Source organism: Marinomonas profundimaris (assembly GCF_000508165.1).
GTDB lineage: Bacteria > Pseudomonadota > Gammaproteobacteria > Pseudomonadales > Marinomonadaceae > Marinomonas > Marinomonas profundimaris.
The window spans coordinates 45,273-65,167 of record NZ_AYOZ01000004.1 but is presented as its reverse complement, the minus strand read 5'-3'; the positions used below and the strand labels follow the sequence as shown (position 1 = coordinate 65,167).

Genomic DNA, 19,895 nt, shown 5'->3' with positions numbered 1-19,895 from the left:
GGTTAAATGTTGCCTTACTGAGTGGTTCGTTATTGAAGGGAAATAAAATGAAATTGAAACTTGCAAGTCTAATAGCATCAAGTGTTGTGTTGGTTGCGTGTAGTAAAGACGTTGTTAATACACCGGTTGCCGCTATCCCTGATTGTGTTTTTGCCGATGGTTCAAATCAAGCGGCTCCTGATTGGGTTTGTGGTGTGCCACTCGACGGTGTCGCGTTGTCTGCGGTTGGTTACAGTGAAAAGTCTGCAGCAGGGCCGAATTATATGAAGCAAATGGCGGCGACGGCGGCTCGAGTTGAATTGGCTCAAGTGCTGAGTGTTGATTTGCAAAATATGGTGAAGCAATATGTTGAAACGACGGGCGCTGGAGACGCGGAAACAGTAGATCGTGTGAACAGTGTTGTGACTAAGCAAGTAACGGAACAGAAACTGATCGGCTCTCAAGTGGTTCGTCAGATGCCCACGCCATCCGGTGGTTTGGTTGTCTTAGTGGGGTTGGACCCCGCTCAAGCGGAAGGCATTGCTGAAAGTATTCTTCGTACCTCGATGAGAAACGAAGCAGCGTTGTTTCAAAAGTTAGAATCTGAAAAAAGCTTTGATGAATTAGCGTCAGAGATAGCGAAGCGTCACGCGAACTAACGTATTGGTGATGAGTAACACTGAAAACGAGTTACTCATCACTTTCGATTCTGTTCGAAGAGCGTTATGAGGCGTTTTCTTCATCAAAAATGGGTGTCGGCTTTTTATTTTCATCTACGGCGACAAAATTAAAATGTCCAGTTACTGCCTTTGTTCGCTTATCGCTGTCTAACTGTTCTAGAAAAATTGACACTTCTACTTTTAAAGACGTTCGTCCAACATGAACAACGCGTGCAATCAATTCAACTAAAATGCCGGAAGGGATTGGTTGTTTAAAATCGATTTGCTCTGTCGAAATGGTCACCATTGTTTTTCTTGAGAATCGAGTAGCGGCAATGTAAGCCACTTCATCCATCCATTGAAGCGCTATACCTCCAAATAATGTGTCATAGTGATTAGTGGTTGCTGGAAAAACCATTTTGGCAACGCGTGTTTCTGATATTTCTTCGCGTTTCTGTATGAGTAGTTTGTTCATGTTAGTGAAACCTTTTCTTTCTATGATTCTGTTGAGCGGCATTATACTCATTGGGATTAGTGGTTGTGACACTCGTTTCAAACCTGACACTGTTTTATCGCAATATGTGAGTGATTTGAACCGATCACAGCTACTTTCTATTAGTGTTCCAGCAATTCTAATGCCAAATGGTTTACCTGCCTTACGAGACCGCCAAACACCCTTATCGACGTTTGATATTGGCTTGTTGGATTTCCTCTCGCTGCAGCGGTGCGATGTTGGAATTGTTGCCGGTAGGAAAAACAGCATACTTGGTAAGGTCATGCCTGACAGTCAGCGCTTTTTGTATGAACTCGATATTATTCGAGCCATAGAGTCGTGTGATATTTCTGATAGCGAATTATCGAAAGCGCTGAACTTAATCGCACAGAAAAAGCGACTTGAGTTGCCTATTGCGTTTGGTAATGCGCTCTTTAGCGGTGCGGAGAGTAAAGTGTTTTTTAGTCTTTCTAATGGTTTTCTACCACTTGATTATTCCACTGCGGACCAGCAGGTGTTACTAAGTGCTCTGAATCGCTTGGTCAGCATAGGAGAACACCTTAATGAATTACCCAATCTTAATGGAAAGGCGTTCGAGGCAGATTTAAAGGCATTAATGGACAGTGAGTATGCCGGAAGGTTGTTGTATACCTTGGCTCAAATTAGCCGTTATCTGGCGACAGTATCTAAAGCGGTGAGTCAATTGGATAGCATGGCGTGCGGTGCTTCTATGGTTTATTTTCAGCGGCAGTTTGATGTGAATTACATAAAAATAATTCAACCCTATATGGGGCGGGTGACTCGCAGTGCTTATCAAGTATTGCCGCTTTTGAATCGTTTGGCTGAATTAAGTGCGCCATTGCGGGTTAATATGTCAACGTTTATGAATCAATTTTCATTGATCGAATTCAACAGTGAATGGTTGCGTTTTCAGCGAGCGTCTCAGACTCATGCTAGGCACTGGAGTGAGTTGTTTGCGTTATGTTCTGTTCCCGTTAAAGGGTGAGTTTAGATTCGAACATTAATTTGCTGCTCTAAGCTCTCTACCGCATCGTATTGGTAGGCGGGACCTTCGGCTAAGGGTTCGAGGCTGAGAGCTTTCAATAGGGCAATGTTGGCAATGGGGTTTTCACTAATACTATGGGAAAACTGCATCGGGCGAGTGATTGCGTGAGGTTGATGCGCGTTTAGTGTGTCAGGCGTCTCAATAAGAGATGGGCCAGGTTGATTAAATAGACTCATCAATAAGGCGAATTGAGCGTTGCCAGAAACCGGTTTTCCCGCTTTACTGCTCTGGGTTACCTGTGTTTCAACAATGTCTCTTATATTCATCTCATTGCCTATTAAATTCGCTACGATAATGCTATCGGCACAGAGTGATTTTTCTTAAAGAAAACAGTGAATTAATTAGAATGGCTAGTTAGAGTTATGCTGGTGTACGGGGGGGGCTTTTTTGAACATAGAGGTGTTCGGTTATTGGTGACGGGGGATTGTTATTTTTTGTATGTCTACCTATCAAAATTTATGCAATGAGTGGCTCAAAGTCTATAAGCATCGTACTATAAAGCATTATAGATCAATAATATTTTTAGGGTCTGTTGCTTTTATTAAGATAAGTGAACCGTTTAATATTCGTGCGGTGGGGCAAAATGGATGCATGATATCAATGAACTGATCGACAATGTTCGACGCAATGAAGAGATTGCACGCAAATTCTTTGAAATAGAGCGTTGTATTCTTTCGATTGGTCGTTGTGATCAGTTTGTTTCTACGTTAACCAAAGAAGTGCAAAAGCAGTTTAACGTGCCCTATGTTTGGGTAAACCTCATAAATGAAGCGCCTCTCTCCCATCTGATTGAAAGTTTGGAAAAAATGCCAGACTTGCGTGATCGAGTGTTATTTACTCGTCGACGATCCATGATTGATATTATCAAATCCAGCAATAAAACCATTTTAGTAAATACAAATTTAAGCCGTTGCTGGGATATTATTCCTCCAGTTTATCGCGATATTATTTCCTCTGTAGCCATTTCGCCTTTAACCATAGATGGCGAATTGGTTGGGCTTTTTTGTCAGGCGGATTCAGACAGTACGCGTTATGATGCAACGACGAAAGATACCTTCCTGCTTGATCAGCTCGCCATCAAAATTTCCATTTGTCTCAGTAATGTAACGGCAAGAGAGAAGCTTGAATACCTTGCAACACGAGACCCTTTGACTGGTCTGTTAAACCGTCGGCAATTAGAGTTGATGCTGGATCGTGAGTTCGCTCGTTCCAAGATGAAGGAGCGTGATTTAACCGTGGTGTTTATCGATTGTGATGCGTTCAAATCGATTAACGACACCTTGGGTCATAACTGTGGTGACGAGGTTTTAGAGTATATCGCTAAGCGATTGTTAAAATACGTTCATAAGCAAGGCTTGGCGTTTCGTTTTGCCGGTGATGAATTTGTTTTCGTTATGCCCGGAAAAACCTATGAGCAGGCGCTTTTAGTTGCGGAATCCATTCATGAATACCTACAATCTAACCCTTTAAGGTATAAATCTAATCTTGTACCTATTACTATTAGTTACGGTGGTGCCAGTGTTATGTCTGATGCACCCACTAACTATAAGCATCTGTTGAAGATAGCAGATGAGCGTCTCTATGATTATAAAAATAACCGTAAAAGATTGGTGCCGACGAAGGTCTTTAAGTTTTTAAATAGACTTAGGTAGGCTTTGTAATTTAATTACATTACAGTGCTAATTTTTTAAGCTCGCGGTATTTTTCACCTCAATTTTGTTGTAAAATTTCAAAAAATTCAAATAGGGTTCGTTTATGTCCCATGCTTTAATCGCCGATCTTGGTGGAACAAATGCACGTTTTGCCTTGGTTCCAATCAGTCAATATGAGCCTCAAGAAGTAAGAGTGCTTCCTTGTGATAATTACGAAAGCTTCTTTGATGCTGCCGCTGATTATATTGAGAATTGTAGTGTTGATATGGGCAATATCAAAGCGGTTGTGTTGGCCATTGCGGGTCCTGTGAACCAGCCTGTCATACGCTTTTCCAATAATCCATGGCACTTTACTCGTGATGAAGTTCAAGCCTATTTTGGTGAAGATAAAGCCGTTGCATTACTGAACGATTTTGACGCCGTTGGGCATTGTTTGGAAATCCTTACGCCTGCTGATATGGTCGTAATTGGTGAGCATTCAGAGATAGATCCCAAAGGCGCATGCTGGGTTGTCGGTGCTGGAACAGGGCTGGGTATTTCATGTGTTGTACCGCAAGACAATGGTCCAAATATCGTTTTGCCTGGCGAAGGTGGACATGTTGATTTATCTGCGTGTAATGATGTCGAAGATGACATTCTTAAATTCCTACGCACACGTCATAAGCGAGTATCGGCGGAGCGTGTTTTGTCTGGAATGGGTTTAGAAAATATATACGAAGCCTTAGCATTGCGTGAAGGAATAACGAGGCGCTTAACGGCGCCAGAAATTGGTGAGGCGTTAAAGTCTGGCAATGACCCTATTGCGACGGCTGCCTTAGAGCAGTTTTTTGTGTTTCTAGGGCGTGTTATCGGGGACCTTGTTTTATCGATTGAATCTCGTGGTGGCGTTTACATCGCGGGCGGCATTGTTCCTCGTTATTTGAATGAAATTCTGAAAAGTGGTTTCCGTGATGCGATGCAAGACAAAGGTCGTATGAGAAATTTTGTTTCGCCCATTCCGACTTTTGTTGTGATGTCTGAATACCCAGGGCTGATGGGCTGTGCCTGTTACGCGTCCTATCTTGTGTCGAAAGCCTAGATTAGTTGGAGAATAAAGAATGAAGGCCAGTTTAAAAGCCTGTGATGTTGTTATTTTTGGTGGCGGTGGCGATCTTGCTATGCGTAAGTTGCTGCCAGCTTTGTACCATTTGGATATGGATGGTTTACTTGCTCCAACGACCCGTATTATCGGTGCTTCGAGACGTGAAGTAAGTACAGAAGAATACCAAACAAAAATTCGAGCGGCGCTTGATGAGTTTGTCCCTTCCAGCATTGGTGATGAAAAGACATGGCCGCGTTTTAAAGAGCGCTTGAGCTATGTTTCCGTTGATGCGCAGCAAGAATCTGATTTTTCTCGATTAAATGACCATAAAGTTGGTCAAGAAGACCGCGACGTTGTGTTTTACTTGGCAACCTCACCGGACCTATTCGGCTCTATTTGTTCTTCATTGGCATCTCACGGTCTTAATGCTGATCGCATGCGAGTGGTGTTAGAAAAACCACTTGGGCGAGACCTTGCTTCTTCTCGTGCCATTAACGATGAAGTAATGAAAAACTTTAATGAACAGCAAGCGTTTCGTATTGACCATTATTTAGGCAAAGAAACCGTACAAAACCTATTGGCCATTCGATTTGGAAATACGCTTTTTGAGCCTTTGTGGGACAGTGCTCACATTGATAATGTACAAATCACCGTGTCTGAAACAGTTGGTGTTGAAGGGCGTTGGGGTTATTACGATAACGCTGGTGCGATGCGAGACATGGTGCAAAACCATTTGATACAGCTTTTGTGCTTGGTGGCGATGGAGCCTCCAGGTCGAATGGATGCTGACTCTGTTCGCGATGAAAAAATCAAAGTGCTAAAAGCTTTGCGCCCGATTGCTGGTGCGAATGCATACAACAAAACAGTGCGTGGTCAATATGCAAAAGGCATGATCAAAGGGAAGGATGTAAAAGGTTACTTTGATGAAGAAGGAAGTAACCCAGACTCAAGAACCGAAACCTTTGTTGCGTTACGCGCTGATATTGATAATTGGCGTTGGGCTGGTGTTCCTTTCTATTTAAGAACAGGGAAGCGTCTGGGTCAGCGTTATTCTGAAATCGTTATTCAGTATAAAGCGGTTCCGCACAGTATTTTTAGTGATGAAAGTAATCGCCAGCTACAGCGTAACCAGCTAATTATTCGTCTTCAGCCAGAAGAGAAGATCTCTTTAACTGTAATGAACAAAGTGCCGGGTGCGAGCGAGGGGATGAATCTTCAGCCAGTAGATTTGAACTTGAGTCTTACAGAAGCCTTTAATGATAAACGCAGTCCAGAAGCTTACGAGCGTCTGTTGCTGGATGTGATGCGTAATGATGCGACTTTGTTTATGCGTTATGACGAAGTTGAAGCGGCTTGGAAGTGGGTGGATGGCATTATGTCTGCTTGGAATCAAACGAGTGAGCGACCAAAAGAATACGCTTCTGGTTCTTGGGGGCCTGCTGCTTCTATGGCATTACCGATTAAAGATGGCCGTAATTGGCATGATTATTAAGCCTTAAAATAAGGAAAGCACGATGACAACTTCTTACACTGCAGAGCAAGTAATGACGGCGACACCGGTTGTCCCTGTTATTGTTGTGGATGATGTGGCACAGGCTGTGGCATTGGGTAAAGCGTTGGTTGCGGGTGGTGTACCTGTTTTAGAGGTGACACTACGAACACCTGCAGCTTTGGAGGCAATTACGGCACTTCGTAAAGAAGTGCCTGACGCGATTGTGGGGGCGGGTACTGTTTGCTCCCGTGCTCAATATATTCAAGCGATCGAAGCTGGCTCTCAGTTCATTATTAGCCCAGGTATGACGGCGGATTTATTGGCTGTTGGCAAAGAATATGACGTGCCTTATTTGCCTGCGGTTGCGACCATCTCCGACATATTGTTGGGCATGGAATACGGTTACGATCGTTTCAAATTTTTCCCAGCAGAAGTGAATGGCGGCGTTAAAGCGTTAAAAGCGTTTGGTGGTCCATTGCCGCAGATTAAATTTTGCCCAACGGGTGGTATCGGCGCGAACAACTTCCGTGAATACTTGGCGCTTCCAAATGTGCTTTGTGTGGGGGGATCTTGGATTGTACCTACAGACCTTGTTAAAGCGGGTAAGTGGGATGAAATTACTGAACTGGCAAAATCTGTCGCTCAGTAACGCCTGCTTTAAGGTCGGAACAGCGGTATTAAAAAAGGGAAAGACGTCGGTCTTTCCCTTTTTTTGCTTCTATTGATCCTAGTTTCTGCTTATAGGTTTTCTTCCGCAAACTCCGCGAGCCTGCTTCGCTCTATGCCATTTACATGCATGATGCTGGCGTATTTAAAAGCTTTGGACTTTTCGACTAAATAGGTAAGTCCTGAGGTGAGTGGCGTAATGTATTTATTGTCAATTTGAGCCAAGTTGCCCAAAACGATGATTTTTGAATTGCTGCCAATGCGAGTCACGATGGATTTCAATTGAAATTGAGTGAGTCCTTGCGCTTCATCTATGATAATTAAGGCGTTATTAAAAGAGCGCCCGCGCATAAAGTTTAAGGATTTAAACTGGATGTTGGCTTTTTGTTTAACGTAATCGATGCTGCTAAAAGAGTGCTCATCCGCGCCATGTAGAATTTCTAAGTTATCATCAAAGGCGGCCAACCAAGGTGCCATTTTTTCTTCTTCCGTTCCCGGTAAAAAACCAATGTCTTCTGCCATTGGAGGTGTTGACCGAGCCACAATAATTTTATTGAAACGTTTTTCCTCCATTGTTACCTGTAGTCCATACGCTAAGGCGAGTAGGGTCTTGCCAGAGCCTGCTGGTCCCGTCATTACCATGAGGTCGGAGTTGTCGTGGCGTAATAGGTAAAACGCCATAGCTTGCTCTAGGTTGCGAGGTAGAATCCCCCAGAAGTTCTGATTCATGAGGTGCTGCTTATTTACGTCCAGTAAGTAAACAAACCCCTGATCGATGTTGACCACAAAGCCAATGAACTCTTCCTCGTCAATCACAAACATATTTAGGTGAATATTGGCCAAATGGCTTTTGTTAATGACATGAACGGTATGTCGTCCATGAGCTTCCGTTTTAACGCTATCTAAAGTAGACCAAAAGCTGCCGGAAAATTGAATGTAACCTTTGCTCATCAAATCCAGATCATCCAGTACTCTGTCTTTTCGGTAATCTTCGACTCTTTCCAGTCCAGACCCTTTGGCTTTGATGCGCATGTTGATGTCTTTTGTTACGAGACACACAGAAGAGCGAGGGTGGGTGGCTTGAAGGCTTAATCCAACGTTGATAATACGATTGTCGTTGGCGTGGTCATGGTTGCCATTTAAAAATGGAATGTTGTCGGAGGGGGTGATTTTTTGGTCGGGAAAAACGGCTAAAGAGCCTTCATTGCGCTTGTTTAAGTGTTTGTCTACTTCGTTGCTGACGACTCGTATGGGGACGCCGGTTTGAAGTTCGTGAGGTGAAGCGTCACCGACAATTTTATCTATGGTGTTTATGGCGACGCGTGCTTCGCGGCTCACATCTTTGTCTCGTCGGTCTTTAATAACATCGAGCTCTTCAAGGACGGTCATTGGGATAACGACCTTGTGTTCAGCGAAAGCGTAAATGGCTAAAGGGTCGTGTAATAAAACATTGGTATCAAGAACGTAGATTTTTTCCATAAATAATACTCCTGCAGTGAACATGAAGTTTTCTTTTGAAAGATGAATAAGCGCGTGAAATGTTATTGTTAAGTGTTGAGAAACATGAATGGTTAATACAGCAAAAAGCGGGCCAGCTGGAGTGGTGTTCCGCTTGAAAGGGGAGAAATGTTATGTGATCGTGATTATGGTTTTTTAGCAAGCTTAACCTCACTGTCTGTATCCATACTCTACCTTAAAGTGTATGACAGTTTTGTGGCTTATACTGCTTTTTATTGGTTTTCTCTATTTTTTTTGGTAAAAAAAACCGCTACTTTTTATGGTAGCGGTTTTATATTTAAGCGTATTTGCTTATTCGTCCAGGAAGCTTCTCAGGTGTTCTGAGCGGCTAGGGTGGCGAAGTTTGCGTAGTGCTTTGGCTTCTATTTGGCGAATACGCTCACGAGTAACGTCAAACTGTTTGCCGACTTCTTCAAGAGTGTGGTCAGTATTCATATCAATACCAAAACGCATGCGAAGTACTTTGGCTTCACGAGCGGTTAAGCCTGCTAGAACCGTTGTCGTGGATTCACGTAAGCCTTCAATGGTAGCGATATCAATAGGTGATTCAGCGCCATCGTCTTCAATGAAGTCACCTAGGTGCGAATCTTCATCATCACCAATCGGGGTTTCCATTGAAATAGGTTCTTTCGCAATCTTCAATACTTTACGAATCTTGTCTTCAGGCATGTCCATGCGGGCAGCCAATTCTTCAGGTGTCGCCTCACGACCCATTTCCTGAAGCATCTGACGCGAGATTCGGTTTAGTTTGTTGATTGTTTCAATCATGTGCACAGGAATACGGATCGTACGAGCCTGATCGGCAATCGAGCGAGTGATTGCCTGACGAATCCACCAAGTGGCGTAGGTTGAGAACTTGTAACCACGGCGATATTCAAATTTATCGACTGCTTTCATCAAGCCGATATTACCTTCTTGGATAAGGTCCAAGAATTGTAAGCCACGGTTTGTGTATTTTTTCGCAATCGAGATAACCAAACGTAAGTTGGCTTCAACCATTTCTTTCTTCGCACGACGAGATCGGGTTTCACCGATGGATATGCGACGGTTGATTTCTTTTAGTTCGGCAATCGTTAAGCCTGTGTCTTTCGAAACGGCACGAAGTTTACGTTGGCTGCGCATGAATTCAGCTTCGTTTTCTTCTAAAGAAGCGGCGTAATCTGCGCCTGACGCGATTTGCTCTTGTAACCAATCAGGGTTTGTCTCGTTGCTTGGGAAGCGCTTCAAAAATTCGGTTCTTGGCATGCCAGATTTGCGTACACAGACTTGCATGATAAGGCGTTCTTGATCGCGCACTTTTTCCATGCGGGATCTTACGCGGTCAACTAAGTCGTCAAAAATCTTAGGCACTAACTTAATAGGAGCAAAGCTAATGCTCAGCTCTTCTTGTTTGCTACGAACAGCAGGGTCTTGTCTGTTGCTGTTTTCTAACAAGACCTTTAGTTCACCGTAGATGCGTGCGATTTCGTTGAAACGTAAAGCGGTTTCTTCTGGATCAGGGCCGTTATCCGTTTCTTCTTCTTCATCGTCGTCTGAGTCATCGTCGTCATTGTCGGTCGTGTCTTCTTCGACGATAGGTTCTTCAACCAATAGCTCTTCGAAAACGGGTTCTTCACCGTCACCGTCAATGAAACCACTGAATATATCGCTTAAACGGCCTTCTTCTTCCTGCACTTTTGCGTAAGCGTTTAGCAATACGTCAACAGCGCCTGGGAAGTAGGAAATGGCAGACATGACTTCGCGAGTACCTTCTTCGATACGCTTTGCAATGGCAATTTCGCCCGCACGAGTCAATAGTTCAACAGTACCCATTTCACGCATGTACATACGGACAGGGTCGGTTGTTCTGGTAATGTCACCTTCTACGGCTGCCAAAGCAGCAGCGGCTTCTTCAGCGGCGGCTTCATCTGTGGAGTCGCCTTCTTCCATAAGGAGGCTATCTTTATCTGGTGCAACTTCAGAAACCGTAATGCCCATGTCGTTGATCATGGCAATGATTTCTTCTACTTGCTCCGGGTCTGAAAGGTCATCAGGGAGGTGGTCATTAACTTCCGCAAAAGTTAGGTAACCTTGTTCTTTACCCTTGGAGATCAGCTCTTTGAGACGTGACTGTTGAGTGTCTGGCATTCGACAACCTATCGTTAGAAATTCATTTGGGAGTTTAGCAAGCCGCGGATTATACCAAAATTAATCACTTTCATCCACTTAATCCTATCTTTTTCGAGTAAAAAGTAAGGGCTATTTACTGTTTTTTTTGTCTGATTAAGTCCATTAAGTTTCGTAGTTCCTGCTTACTGCTACTGTCCTTTATGGATTCATTTCCTTTGCTTTTCAACCGTTCGATGCTGCTATTTAAGCCGAGATTTTTTTCCATGGTAAGCACCATATCTTGCACTTCTTGCTGTGCATTAGTTATTTTTTGCTTCGTTGTCGCGTCTTGGTGGTTTAAAAGTGCGTATATACTTGAAATCGTGAATTGATCTGTCGCTTCGCCAAGTAAGTGTCCTGTATTTTTTGTAGGGTATTTTGCGAAATATCTCCATATTTTACAGAAGATTTGTAGTTCTTCGTTGGCTTGGTTGATCAATGGATCAGGTACGTCGATTTGTTGTGCTATATGTGGGTGAAGTAGTAAGCAAATGGACGCTTGTTTTATTCGGCTTAGACTGGTGGGAGCGGGAGGAAAAAACACTTCCTTTTCTTTGAAATTATTGAATTTACCGCCTTTTTTGTAAGTCGGCTTTTTGTTGTTTTCATAATGACTTGGTGCACTGCTGTGTTCATGATTGGAGTAGTTGTCATACTCATCATAGGCTGGCGGGTAATGATCTTCGTCAGTGTTTGTGTGTGGAATGTATTCGTTTTCGGTGTTGCTCAGGGTATCATTTTGGCTGTGTGCTGCTGGTCTGTGTTTTGGGATGGCTGTATTGCCAAGTGTGTCGCTATCAATCCCAGATTGTTCGCTCAGCTGACGAATCAGTACAGAGCGAAATGTCAGTTCTTTGGGGATTTGTTGGATCATGCTCATGGCGTTGCGAGTGAACTGTGCTTCGCCTTCTTCGTCACCAAGCGTGACTTGGTTTCTCGCATGATCAAAAAGTACGTGAGAAAGTGAAGAGGCATCTTCTAGTCTGTTGTTAAAAGCTTCTTTGCCTTCTTGTCTTACGAGCGAATCAGGGTCTTCACCTTCCGGTAAAAATAAAAAACGGATTTGTTTTTCATCTTGCATGACGGGCAAGGAGGCTTCTAGGCCGCGAATTGCGGCAGCGCGTCCTGCTTTGTCGCCATCAAAGCAGAGGATGACCTTGCTGACCAGTTTAAATAGCTTTCGTATATGTTGGCTGTTTACGGATGTGCCGAGTGTGGCAACGGCGTTAGTAATACCGTGTTGAGCCAGAACGATGACATCCATGTAGCCTTCAACCACAATAATTTGGTCGAGCACAGGGGTGTTTTGTTTGGCTTCAAATAAACCATAGAGTTCTTGGCTTTTTTGGAAGACGGGGGTTTCGGGTGAGTTTAGGTATTTGGGCTTTTCGTCGCCAAATGCTCGACCGCCAAAAGCTATGACGCGGCCGCGAGAGTCTCGAATGGGAAAAATGATGCGGTCACGAAAGCGGTCGTAATAATGCCCTGGTTGATCTTTTTTTTCGATCAGCATTCCGCCCAGCAAAAGCTGCTCTTGGCTTTCGGCGCGAGTGCCTATTTTTTTGAGTAGATTGTCCCAGCCTGTGGGTGCAAAACCTAACCCAAACACTTTGGCTATTTGGCCAGATAACCCCCTGTCTTTTGAAAGGTAGTCTGTGGCTTTTTTCTTATCTGGATGTTGTGTGAGTTGTTGTTGGTAAAACTGCGCACTTTCCGAAAGGCGCTTTAAGAGCTCGGCGTTTTGCTCATAGCGATCAGGTGTGCCTTGTTCCCTAGGCACTTCCATGCCAGCGTCTTTGGCGAGTGTTTCAATTGCGTCGACAAAGTCCAGATGGTCGTGTTCCATTACAAATGAAATGGCGTTGCCGCCGGCGCCGCAGCCAAAGCAGTAATAAAACTGCTTATTAGGGTTTAGGCTGAAAGATGGGCTTTTTTCATTGTGGAAAGGGCAGAGGGCGCTGTAGTTTTGCCCGGTTTTTTTTAGGCTAATGCGAGACGCAACCACATCGGTTAGGTCGGTTCGAGCGAGAAGCTCATCAATAAACTGATCAGGAATGCGCCCCGCCATAGTATTAGCCTAGTTGTGCTTTAACTTGTTTGCTGATTTGTGCCATGTCGGCACGACCTTGCACTTGGGGTTTAACGATGGCCATCACTGCGCCCATTTGTTGCATTGAGCTGGCGCCTGTTTCTGCGATTGCTGCTTTGACGATCTCACCAACTTCGTCATCCGTCAATGGTGTTGGTAAAAACTCACTGATGATGAGCATTTCTTCTTGTTCTATTTTGGCTAGGTCTTCTCGGTCGCCATCAAGAAACTGCTGGTTTGAGTCTTTGCGTTGCTTGTTCATTTTATCTAATACAGCCAGTACGCGTGCGTCATCCAGCTCGATTCGCTCGTCTACTTCAATTTTTTTGCATTCAGATAAAATCGTACGAATAACCGTTACGCGTTGTTTATCTTTTGCACGCATGGCTGTTTTTAGTGTGTCTGAGATGTGTTTTTTTAAATCTGACATAGGATCCTCTTTACTTTCTGGTAGGCAATTAAGCAAAAAAAACGGCTAGTTTGTAAACTAGCCGTTTTTTATAAGCCTAAATGCAAGGAGCGTCTAGGCAAAACATTTGTTTTGATCAAATTGCCAAACGGCAGATTGGCCTAGTACAAACGTTGGAATTTTTTCTGCTCACGAGAAACTTTCTTAGCGTGACGTTTTACAGCAGCTGCTGCAGCACGTTTGCGAAGAGTTGTTGGTTTTTCGTAGCATTCACGACGACGAACTTCAGCCAAAACGCCTGCTTTTTCACAAGAGCGTTTGAAGCGACGTAGAGCGATGTCAAATGGTTCGTTATCTTTTACTTTTACTGCTGGCATGTTATTACCTTTAAATATGTTTTTTTAAGTTTAAGTATTCACAAAAACGGCGTGAATCATACCCGTATTTAATGGGCTTTCAAAGCGCGCTTTTGTTGAACAGAGTGTGATCTGTAATAGATCGATTTTTCTTACTCTGGACAGACTGTGGTCGCGTCTGTAACTGTATGTATTTTTTCAAGAGTTGTGTTTGGGTCGCCATATTTACTTACTTTGGAAGCTATGTGCCAAACGAGAAAAATCACCTGCCTTTTAATTTAAACATTGAAAACGCGCGCATTATAATTCTTTTATTCCGGCTTGTCTAATCGCATTTTACAGAGTTGACGAAGGAAGTTCATCTTAGCTCTGCAATGGATAAGGGAGATAAGGTACAATGCGCTCAAATTATTGATGAGATTGTTCTAATGAAAGTATTGGGATTAGAAACTTCTTGTGATGAGACAGGCATTGCTATTTACGACACCGACAATGGTCTTTTAGCTCATAAGATTTATTCTCAAATTGCACAGCATGCGGAATACGGTGGTGTGGTACCTGAATTGGCCTCTCGTGATCATGTGCGTAAAACCTTGCCGTTGATTGATGAGGTGTTAAAAGAAGCCGGTATGAAAAAAACTGAGCTGGATGCCGTTGCGTATACCAGTGGTCCAGGTTTGGTGGGCGCTTTGATGGCAGGAGCAACGATTGGTCGTTCATTGGCTTATGCGTTGGGGATTCCTGCCTTAGGTGTACACCATATGGAAGGCCACCTTTTAGCGCCAATGCTGGAAGAGTCTCAGCCCGCAATGCCTTTTATTGCGCTGCTTGTTTCTGGTGGACACACCCAATTAGTCCGTGTGGATGGCATTGGCGAGTATCGCTTATTAGGGCAATCTCTTGATGATGCGGCCGGTGAGGCATTTGATAAAGCCGCTAAGATGATCGGTTTGCCCTATCCTGGAGGTCCGCAAATCGCCGCTTTGGCAAAGCAGGGAAATCCTAAATCAGGGTTGAAATTTCCGCGGCCAATGACCGATCGTCCGGGTTTGGATTTCAGTTTTAGCGGATTAAAAACCGCCTTTCTAACGGCTGTGCATTTGGCGTTAGATGAAGATCGTTGTGATGAGCAGTTCAAGGCTGATGCCGCACTGGCGTTTGAAACTGCCGTGGTTGATACCTTGGTGATCAAGTGTCGCCGAGCGCTCGAAGCAGAAGGTCTGAAGCAATTAATTATTGCTGGCGGCGTGAGTGCGAATCAGCGTTTACGAGATCAACTAGAAACGCAGTTGAAAAAAATCAAAGCGAATGTGTTTTATGCTCGTCCAGAGTTCTGTACCGATAATGGTGCCATGATTGCTTACGCTGGTGCGCAGCGTCTGGTGAATGGTCAATCGTCTGAACTGGGCTTGTCCATTCGAGCTCGTTGGCCTTTGTCTGAATTACCTCCCCTAAAGGAATCTTAAAATGAAAGACATTGTGTTTATTGAAGGGCTCAAGGCTCAAGCTGTTATTGGTGTGTACGATTGGGAAAAACAGATCAAACAAGAATTAGTGTTTGATCTGGAAATGGAGCACGACAATCGCCTGCCAGCGGCGACGGACGACCTTTCTAAAACGTTGGATTATGAAGCCATTTCAAACTTTATTCTGGCGTTTTGTGATGAGCGTCAGTTTGAGTTGATCGAGACTTTAGCGGAACATTTGGTTGGCGATTTAATTGGGCAATTTACGCTAAATGCGGTGACCTTAACGTTGCGTAAGCCTGGTGCTGTCGCTGCAGCGCAAGCCGTTGGTGTGAAAATTCACAGAAAATCCGTCAGTACAATTTAGGTTTGTTAGCAGACGAGAGGAGAGAGTGTTTTTTCTAGTGCTTCAATTCTGGATTTTTTTAGGGCTTGGCCTAGTTCTGCGCCATCAAAGCCTTGTTTCATCAAGCTGGAAGCATTGATAGCGGCAATGATTTCGCGAAGCGCTTGCCAGTCTTCCGCTTGACTATTAGTCAGCTTGCTTAAAACCTCAACCAGTAACATGAATGGTTGAGGTTTTTTTATGGCATTTACGGACATAAGCCAGTTTTCCCAGTCGACGGCGTTCATTGGGATGTGCTGGTTTTCCAGAAAAGAACGGACTTGTTCTGCTGTATTTTTGAATTGATTGGGACAGCGAATGTGCTGATGTAATTGTGTTAATTCAACAAGCGGGGTGTCTTTCCCCAAAATCGCCCAACGTTGTGCTGGTGTTAGCTTAGGCTCATTGAGTGCTTCAATGGTAAGTGGATTGTTTGTCCAGATCAGTTCGGGAAAAAGTTTGTCGAGTGCATTGGCGTCTTGTAGAACGGAGAAAAACACATCGGCATGTTGTGTCTTAAGTGCCTTTTCAAGTTCTTTCCAAACGCGTTCTGCACTTAAGGCTGAGAGTTCCCCTGACGCACTGATTGCCTGCATCATTGACCGTGTTTCGGAGGCAATAGAAAAGCCAAAGTCGTGAAATCGAGCAGCAAAGCGGGCGACTCTTAACACCCTCAGTGGGTCTTCTATGAAGGCATTTGATACGTGACGAAAGACTCGATTGTGCAGGTCTTTCTGTCCGTTGAAAGGGTCTATTAAGTGGCCATTTTGATCTTGCGCTATGGCGTTGATCGTTAGGTCTCGACGCTCTAAGTCTTCTTCTAAGCGGATGTCAGGAGAAAAGTCGCAGATAAAGCCTGTGTAACCTTCACCTTGTTTCTTTTCTTTGCGAGCAAGGGCGTATTCTTCCTTGTTTTTTGGGTGTAAAAAAACCGGAAATTGTTTACCAACTTGTTGGTAGCCTTGTTGTTCTAGCTGTTCTGGCGTTGCGCCTGTGACAACCCAATCGTGATCGGTAACGGGCAGTTCAAGTAAGGCGTCTCTTACTGCGCCGCCAACGAGATAAACTTGGTAGGGGGTTGCCATGGTTTTTTACTGGCCTGTTTCGCATTGCTCTGGGAACATCGCGCTCCACTGACTGAAACCGCCGTTTAAAGAATACACTTCCTTGAAACCTTGTGTTGCAAGGTATTCCGCCGCGCCTTTACTGCTGTTGCCGTGATAGCAGCACACAATGATAGGTTGACTTTTTTCGGCGCTATCAATGAAATTTTGGACATTGTCATTGGTTAGGCTGATGGCATTGGCCATGTGACTCGTTTGAAAGCTAACCAAATCACGGATGTCTACGATGGCGGCATTATTTTCAATGATCGGTAGAGCGTCTGAAATGTCGATACAAGTGTAAGTCATGAGTTCTTCCGGTTAATTGTGCAAGGTGTACTAAATCGTTGTCTGTCGTCTAGGCGTAAAGCGGTTAAGCTTCCTCCCCATACGCAGCCCGTATCCAATGCATGGATACGTTTTTTCTGAGTTATTCCTTCTAGGGCGGCCCAATGCCCAAATACGATGTGACACTCATTCGGGATTTTACTTGGATAATTAAACCAAGCGGCATAGCCTTTTGATGCGGTGCTAATGCCTTCTTTTGATTCCAAATCAAGGGCGCTATTCTCATCGCAAAATCGCATGCGAGTTAGATAGTTTGTAATGGTTCGCAGGCGATCGGAGCCTGTAAGTTGGTCGTCCCATTTATTCGGCGTATTACCATACATGGTGGCAAAAAATTCATCAACCGTGTCAGACTGAAGTTTATTTTCGACTTCCTTGGCAAGGGATTGTGTTGTTTCTAGATCCCAGCAAGGTGGAATGCCTGCATGTGTCATAACCGTGTTGAGTGTTGAGTCGTAATGACACAAAGGCTGCTGGAGTAGCCAAGCCATTAAGTCGTCTCGGTCTTGTGCGGTGAGTATTTCCGCCAGCGTATCGCCTTTTTTAAGCTTGCCGTGGCCATAGGAAACCGCCAATAGGTGTAGGTCGTGATTGCCAAGAACGACTTTCGCTTTACTGCCTAACGACTTGATAAAACGTAGCGTCTCAAGTGATTCTGATCCTCTATTAATCAGGTCACCAGCAAACCAGAGTTGGTCTTGTTCTGGTTGGTATTGGATCTGTTCTAAAAGCTGCATTAATGGGGTTAAACAGCCTTGTAAATCCCCAATCACATAGGTTGCCATAAGTTTCTCAATGCACCTTGTTTGGGACGAATAGTGTAAAAGGTCGAATCGGTGCTTCGAAATCAGTACCGTCATCGGCCAGAAATTGATAACTGCCTTGCATGCTGCCAACAACCGTTTCCATTACGGTACCACTGCTGTAATGGAAGGACTCACCTGGTTCTAAGTGAGGGTATTCGCCAATGACGCCGCTGCCTTTTACTTCTTGTACTTGCTCGTTGCCATCGGTAATTATCCAGTGGCGAGTTTGTAGTTTTGCTGATTCCGTTCCGCAGTTCGTGATGGAAATATGATAAGCAAATACATAGCGCGACTCCGCGGGTGTTGACTGATTCGCTAAGTACTCGCTACGAACGGAAACGACGACGTCATACTTTTGCATTTACCCTTCCTTCTTGAGGACGTAGTTAGTAATCCTTACAAAGTCTTCCACATCCAATCTTTCGGGGCGCAGACTTGGGTCAATGTTTAGTGCTGTAAAATCGTCGTTATCCAACACGCCTTTGTAATTGTTACGCAGTGTTTTACGACGCTGCTGGAAGCCGGTTCTGACCATGTCTTCCATTTTTTTGATGTTATCGACAGGGAAAGGTAGCGTCTTGTAAGGCGTCATTCTGACGATGGCAGAGTCGACCTTTGGTGCTGGATCAAACGATTCAGGCCCCACAATGAATAAAGATTCTACGGCGCAATAATATTGAGCCATGACACTCAAGCGACCATAGAGGCTATCGCCTGGACGGGCGGCTAGGCGGTCAACGACTTCTTTTTGCAGCATGAAGTGCATGTCTTCGATGGCGCTAGCTTGGCTTAATAGGTGAAAAATAAGCGGCGTCGAAATATTGTAGGGGAGGTTACCTACAACGCGAATGGCTTGTTCTTCTGTTCGAAGAGACGTGAAGTCAAATTTCATCGCGTCGGCTTCGTGAACAGTCAATTCAGGGAAGCGGAATAAGTTCACTTTCAGAATTGGGATCAGGTCTCGATCAAGCTCTACCACGTCCATACGTTCTGTAACGCTAATAATGCCTTCTGTTAAGGCACCTTTACCCGGGCCGATTTCAACAAGGCGTTGGCCTTTTTTCGGGCCAATACAAGCTACAATACGACGTATTACGCCATGATCATGAAGGAAGTTTTGTCCAAATCTTTTTCTGGCTTTATGGGGTTGCTGTTTGCTCATTTAGGAAACTTTTTCGCGTTATTTGCCATGTTAATAGCATGTTGAATGGCCACTTTTAGGCTGCCGTTGCTTGCTTTGCCTGTGCCAGCTAAATCAATCGCTGTGCCGTGGTCGACAGATGTTCTTATGATGGGTAAGCCTAATGTAATGTTCACGGCGTTACCAAAGCCAGAGTATTTTAACACAGGTAGACCTTGATCGTGATACATCGCCAAAGCACAGTCCGCATTGTCTAAATATTTTGGTGTAAATAAAGTATCGGCAGGCAGTGGACCAATTAAATCCAACCCATTTAAACGAAGTTTATTAAGCGTTGGGATAATAACGTCTATTTCTTCTTTACCAAGGTGCCCATCTTCGCCTGCGTGTGGGTTTAACCCACAAACGAGAATTCTAGGGTGAGCAATGCCAAATCTTTCTTTCAGGTCTTTGTGGAGAGCGTTCACAACAAGGCTGATGCTTTCTTCTGTAATGGCGGCAGACACATCTTTTAATGGTAAGTGAGTGGTTACCAATGCGACTTTCATCGCATCTGTTGCCAGCATCATGACGACGTGAGGTGATTGGCATTGTGCTTGGAAAAATTCGGTGTGTCCTGAAAAATGCACACCGGTTTCACACAAAATACCTTTGTGAACTGGTGGTGTTACAATGGCGTCAAATTTACCGCGAATACAGCCTTCACCCGCTTGTTTTAGGGTTTCTAATACATAAGGGGAATTGGTAATATCGAGAATACCAGCGGTGCTGTTTTTGCCAAGCGTTACTGGTAAAACATGTACCTTGCCCGCTTCATGAATGCCGACTTCTTTGGTGGACGAAAGCACTTGAATATTGACGTTTAGTCCCAGTAATCGTGCTCTGTTCTTGAGTAGTTCAGGGTCGGCAAGAACCACTAAGCGAGCAGAAAAACGCTGCTCGCTTAGTGCGCTTAAAATGATATCCGGACCGATACCGGCAGGTTCGCCAGAGGTGATCGCAATAATGGGACACGATGCCGTTGTATCATTTTCCATT

21 protein-coding genes are annotated in these 19,895 nt (G+C 44.3%); 8 read left to right on the top strand and 13 right to left on the bottom strand.

All coding sequences use genetic code 11. The features are described from left to right. Positions 1–47 precede the first annotated feature (47 nt). Positions 48–638 (top strand): LPP20 family lipoprotein, encoded by a 591-nt coding sequence (locus tag D104_RS22930; protein WP_024022998.1) that lies wholly within the window; start codon positions 48–50, stop codon positions 636–638. Between the two features lie 64 nt (positions 639–702). Here D104_RS22930 and D104_RS22925 read toward each other — a convergent pair whose 3' ends face one another. Further along, complete coding sequence (locus D104_RS22925) at positions 703–1,113, bottom strand: acyl-CoA thioesterase (protein ID WP_024022997.1); 411 nt, start codon at positions 1,111–1,113, stop codon at positions 703–705. Between D104_RS22925 and D104_RS22920 the strand changes: the two genes are divergently transcribed. After that, positions 1,112–2,137: a DUF3080 family protein gene (locus D104_RS22920; protein ID WP_024022996.1), complete on the top strand. Its 1,026-nt coding sequence runs from the start codon at positions 1,112–1,114 to the stop codon at positions 2,135–2,137. The two genes, D104_RS22925 and D104_RS22920, sit on opposite strands and share 2 nt — an antisense overlap. Before the next feature lie 2 nt (positions 2,138–2,139). Here D104_RS22920 and D104_RS22915 read toward each other — a convergent pair whose 3' ends face one another. Then, complete coding sequence (locus D104_RS22915; RefSeq protein ID WP_024022995.1) at positions 2,140–2,463, bottom strand: hypothetical protein; 324 nt, start codon at positions 2,461–2,463, stop codon at positions 2,140–2,142. A 321-nt stretch (positions 2,464–2,784) separates the two neighbouring features. Between D104_RS22915 and D104_RS22910 the strand changes: the two genes are divergently transcribed. The 4 genes from D104_RS22910 (at position 2,785) to D104_RS22895 (ending at position 7,071) form a co-directional block, all read left to right on the top strand. Beyond that, positions 2,785–3,849, top strand: a complete 1,065-nt coding sequence (locus tag D104_RS22910; RefSeq protein WP_024022994.1) for a sensor domain-containing diguanylate cyclase — start codon at positions 2,785–2,787, stop codon at positions 3,847–3,849. 103 nt (positions 3,850–3,952) lie between these two features. Further along, entirely contained in the window at positions 3,953–4,927 is a 975-nt protein-coding gene (glk, locus tag D104_RS22905; RefSeq protein WP_024022993.1) for a glucokinase, read from the top strand. Between the two features lie 19 nt (positions 4,928–4,946). Continuing rightward, on the top strand, positions 4,947–6,422 hold the full coding sequence (zwf, locus tag D104_RS22900) for a glucose-6-phosphate dehydrogenase (protein ID WP_024022992.1): 1,476 nt from the start codon (positions 4,947–4,949) through the stop codon (positions 6,420–6,422). Positions 6,423–6,444: 22 nt separating this feature from the next. Next, positions 6,445–7,071 (top strand): bifunctional 4-hydroxy-2-oxoglutarate aldolase/2-dehydro-3-deoxy-phosphogluconate aldolase, encoded by a 627-nt coding sequence (locus D104_RS22895; protein ID WP_024022991.1) that lies wholly within the window; start codon positions 6,445–6,447, stop codon positions 7,069–7,071. 89 nt (positions 7,072–7,160) lie between these two features. Here the strand turns inward: D104_RS22895 and D104_RS22890 are convergent, their stop codons facing one another. The 5 genes from D104_RS22890 to rpsU form a co-directional block, all read right to left on the bottom strand. Beyond that, positions 7,161–8,567, bottom strand: coding sequence for a PhoH family protein (locus D104_RS22890; RefSeq protein ID WP_024022990.1), 1,407 nt, complete (start codon positions 8,565–8,567; stop codon positions 7,161–7,163). Between the two features lie 330 nt (positions 8,568–8,897). Continuing rightward, complete coding sequence (gene rpoD, locus D104_RS22885; RefSeq protein WP_024022989.1) at positions 8,898–10,733, bottom strand: RNA polymerase sigma factor RpoD; 1,836 nt, start codon at positions 10,731–10,733, stop codon at positions 8,898–8,900. A gap of 115 nt (positions 10,734–10,848) precedes the next feature. After that, positions 10,849–12,822 (bottom strand): DNA primase, encoded by a 1,974-nt coding sequence (gene dnaG / locus D104_RS22880; RefSeq protein WP_024022988.1) that lies wholly within the window; start codon positions 12,820–12,822, stop codon positions 10,849–10,851. Positions 12,823–12,826: 4 nt separating this feature from the next. Beyond that, the gene (locus tag D104_RS22875; protein WP_024022987.1) at positions 12,827–13,273 is read right to left on the bottom strand and encodes a GatB/YqeY domain-containing protein; all 447 of its coding nucleotides are present in this window, start codon (positions 13,271–13,273) and stop codon (positions 12,827–12,829) included. Between the two features lie 140 nt (positions 13,274–13,413). Continuing rightward, the gene (gene rpsU / locus D104_RS0118670) at positions 13,414–13,629 is read right to left on the bottom strand and encodes a 30S ribosomal protein S21 (protein WP_009835737.1); all 216 of its coding nucleotides are present in this window, start codon (positions 13,627–13,629) and stop codon (positions 13,414–13,416) included. 407 nt (positions 13,630–14,036) lie between these two features. Between rpsU and tsaD the strand changes: the two genes are divergently transcribed. Together tsaD and folB are read left to right on the top strand one after the other, a co-directional pair. Next, the gene (tsaD, locus tag D104_RS22870; protein ID WP_031214483.1) at positions 14,037–15,074 is read left to right on the top strand and encodes a tRNA (adenosine(37)-N6)-threonylcarbamoyltransferase complex transferase subunit TsaD; all 1,038 of its coding nucleotides are present in this window, start codon (positions 14,037–14,039) and stop codon (positions 15,072–15,074) included. A gap of 1 nt (position 15,075) precedes the next feature. Continuing rightward, positions 15,076–15,441, top strand: a complete 366-nt coding sequence (gene folB / locus D104_RS22865; RefSeq protein ID WP_024022985.1) for a dihydroneopterin aldolase — start codon at positions 15,076–15,078, stop codon at positions 15,439–15,441. Positions 15,442–15,446: 5 nt separating this feature from the next. On the opposite strand, the gene D104_RS22860 is transcribed toward folB, so the two are convergent. From D104_RS22860 to pdxA, 6 genes are read right to left on the bottom strand one after another with little or no spacing between them, the layout of a single operon-like run. Continuing rightward, a complete protein-coding gene (locus tag D104_RS22860) occupies positions 15,447–16,544 on the bottom strand; it encodes a tRNA nucleotidyltransferase (RefSeq protein ID WP_024022984.1) in 1,098 nt (365 codons plus the stop codon). A gap of 6 nt (positions 16,545–16,550) precedes the next feature. After that, on the bottom strand, positions 16,551–16,871 hold the full coding sequence (gene glpE / locus D104_RS22855) for a thiosulfate sulfurtransferase GlpE (protein WP_024022983.1): 321 nt from the start codon (positions 16,869–16,871) through the stop codon (positions 16,551–16,553). Continuing rightward, positions 16,868–17,695, bottom strand: coding sequence for a symmetrical bis(5'-nucleosyl)-tetraphosphatase (locus D104_RS22850; RefSeq protein ID WP_024022982.1), 828 nt, complete (start codon positions 17,693–17,695; stop codon positions 16,868–16,870). The genes glpE and D104_RS22850 overlap by 4 nt, the downstream gene beginning before the upstream one ends. A gap of 7 nt (positions 17,696–17,702) precedes the next feature. Further along, the gene (gene apaG / locus D104_RS22845) at positions 17,703–18,077 is read right to left on the bottom strand and encodes a Co2+/Mg2+ efflux protein ApaG (protein WP_024022981.1); all 375 of its coding nucleotides are present in this window, start codon (positions 18,075–18,077) and stop codon (positions 17,703–17,705) included. After that, positions 18,078–18,878: a 16S rRNA (adenine(1518)-N(6)/adenine(1519)-N(6))-dimethyltransferase RsmA gene (gene rsmA, locus D104_RS22840; protein ID WP_024022980.1), complete on the bottom strand. Its 801-nt coding sequence runs from the start codon at positions 18,876–18,878 to the stop codon at positions 18,078–18,080. It abuts the gene before it with no gap. After that, positions 18,875–19,894, bottom strand: coding sequence for a 4-hydroxythreonine-4-phosphate dehydrogenase PdxA (pdxA, locus tag D104_RS22835; protein ID WP_024022979.1), 1,020 nt, complete (start codon positions 19,892–19,894; stop codon positions 18,875–18,877). Before pdxA ends, rsmA begins: the two co-directional genes overlap by 4 nt. Position 19,895: the final 1 nt, after the last annotated feature.

Excerpts from the sequence above, each read along its gene's own strand:
- folB (WP_024022985.1), top strand. The coding sequence starts at position 15,076 with ATGAAAGACATTGTGTTTATTGAAGGGCTCAAGGCTCAAGCTGTTATT.
- pdxA (WP_024022979.1), bottom strand. The coding sequence starts at position 19,894 with ATGGAAAATGATACAACGGCATCGTGTCCCATTATTGCGATCACCTCT.
- D104_RS22920 (WP_024022996.1), top strand. The coding sequence starts at position 1,112 with ATGTTAGTGAAACCTTTTCTTTCTATGATTCTGTTGAGCGGCATTATA.
- dnaG (WP_024022988.1), bottom strand. The coding sequence starts at position 12,822 with ATGGCGGGGCGCATTCCTGATCAGTTTATTGATGAGCTTCTCGCTCGA.
- apaG (WP_024022981.1), bottom strand. The coding sequence starts at position 18,077 with ATGCAAAAGTATGACGTCGTCGTTTCCGTTCGTAGCGAGTACTTAGCG.
- D104_RS22875 (WP_024022987.1), bottom strand. The coding sequence starts at position 13,273 with ATGTCAGATTTAAAAAAACACATCTCAGACACACTAAAAACAGCCATG.
- rpsU (WP_009835737.1), bottom strand. The coding sequence starts at position 13,629 with ATGCCAGCAGTAAAAGTAAAAGATAACGAACCATTTGACATCGCTCTA.
- D104_RS22895 (WP_024022991.1), top strand. The coding sequence starts at position 6,445 with ATGACAACTTCTTACACTGCAGAGCAAGTAATGACGGCGACACCGGTT.
- glk (WP_024022993.1), top strand. The coding sequence starts at position 3,953 with ATGTCCCATGCTTTAATCGCCGATCTTGGTGGAACAAATGCACGTTTT.
- rpoD (WP_024022989.1), bottom strand. The coding sequence starts at position 10,733 with ATGCCAGACACTCAACAGTCACGTCTCAAAGAGCTGATCTCCAAGGGT.
- tsaD (WP_031214483.1), top strand. The coding sequence starts at position 14,037 with ATGAAAGTATTGGGATTAGAAACTTCTTGTGATGAGACAGGCATTGCT.
- D104_RS22890 (WP_024022990.1), bottom strand. The coding sequence starts at position 8,567 with ATGGAAAAAATCTACGTTCTTGATACCAATGTTTTATTACACGACCCT.
- D104_RS22850 (WP_024022982.1), bottom strand. The coding sequence starts at position 17,695 with ATGGCAACCTATGTGATTGGGGATTTACAAGGCTGTTTAACCCCATTA.
- rsmA (WP_024022980.1), bottom strand. The coding sequence starts at position 18,878 with ATGAGCAAACAGCAACCCCATAAAGCCAGAAAAAGATTTGGACAAAAC.
- D104_RS22915 (WP_024022995.1), bottom strand. The coding sequence starts at position 2,463 with ATGAATATAAGAGACATTGTTGAAACACAGGTAACCCAGAGCAGTAAA.
- zwf (WP_024022992.1), top strand. The coding sequence starts at position 4,947 with ATGAAGGCCAGTTTAAAAGCCTGTGATGTTGTTATTTTTGGTGGCGGT.
- D104_RS22910 (WP_024022994.1), top strand. The coding sequence starts at position 2,785 with ATGCATGATATCAATGAACTGATCGACAATGTTCGACGCAATGAAGAG.
- D104_RS22930 (WP_024022998.1), top strand. The coding sequence starts at position 48 with ATGAAATTGAAACTTGCAAGTCTAATAGCATCAAGTGTTGTGTTGGTT.
- D104_RS22860 (WP_024022984.1), bottom strand. The coding sequence starts at position 16,544 with ATGGCAACCCCCTACCAAGTTTATCTCGTTGGCGGCGCAGTAAGAGAC.
- glpE (WP_024022983.1), bottom strand. The coding sequence starts at position 16,871 with ATGACTTACACTTGTATCGACATTTCAGACGCTCTACCGATCATTGAA.
- D104_RS22925 (WP_024022997.1), bottom strand. The coding sequence starts at position 1,113 with ATGAACAAACTACTCATACAGAAACGCGAAGAAATATCAGAAACACGC.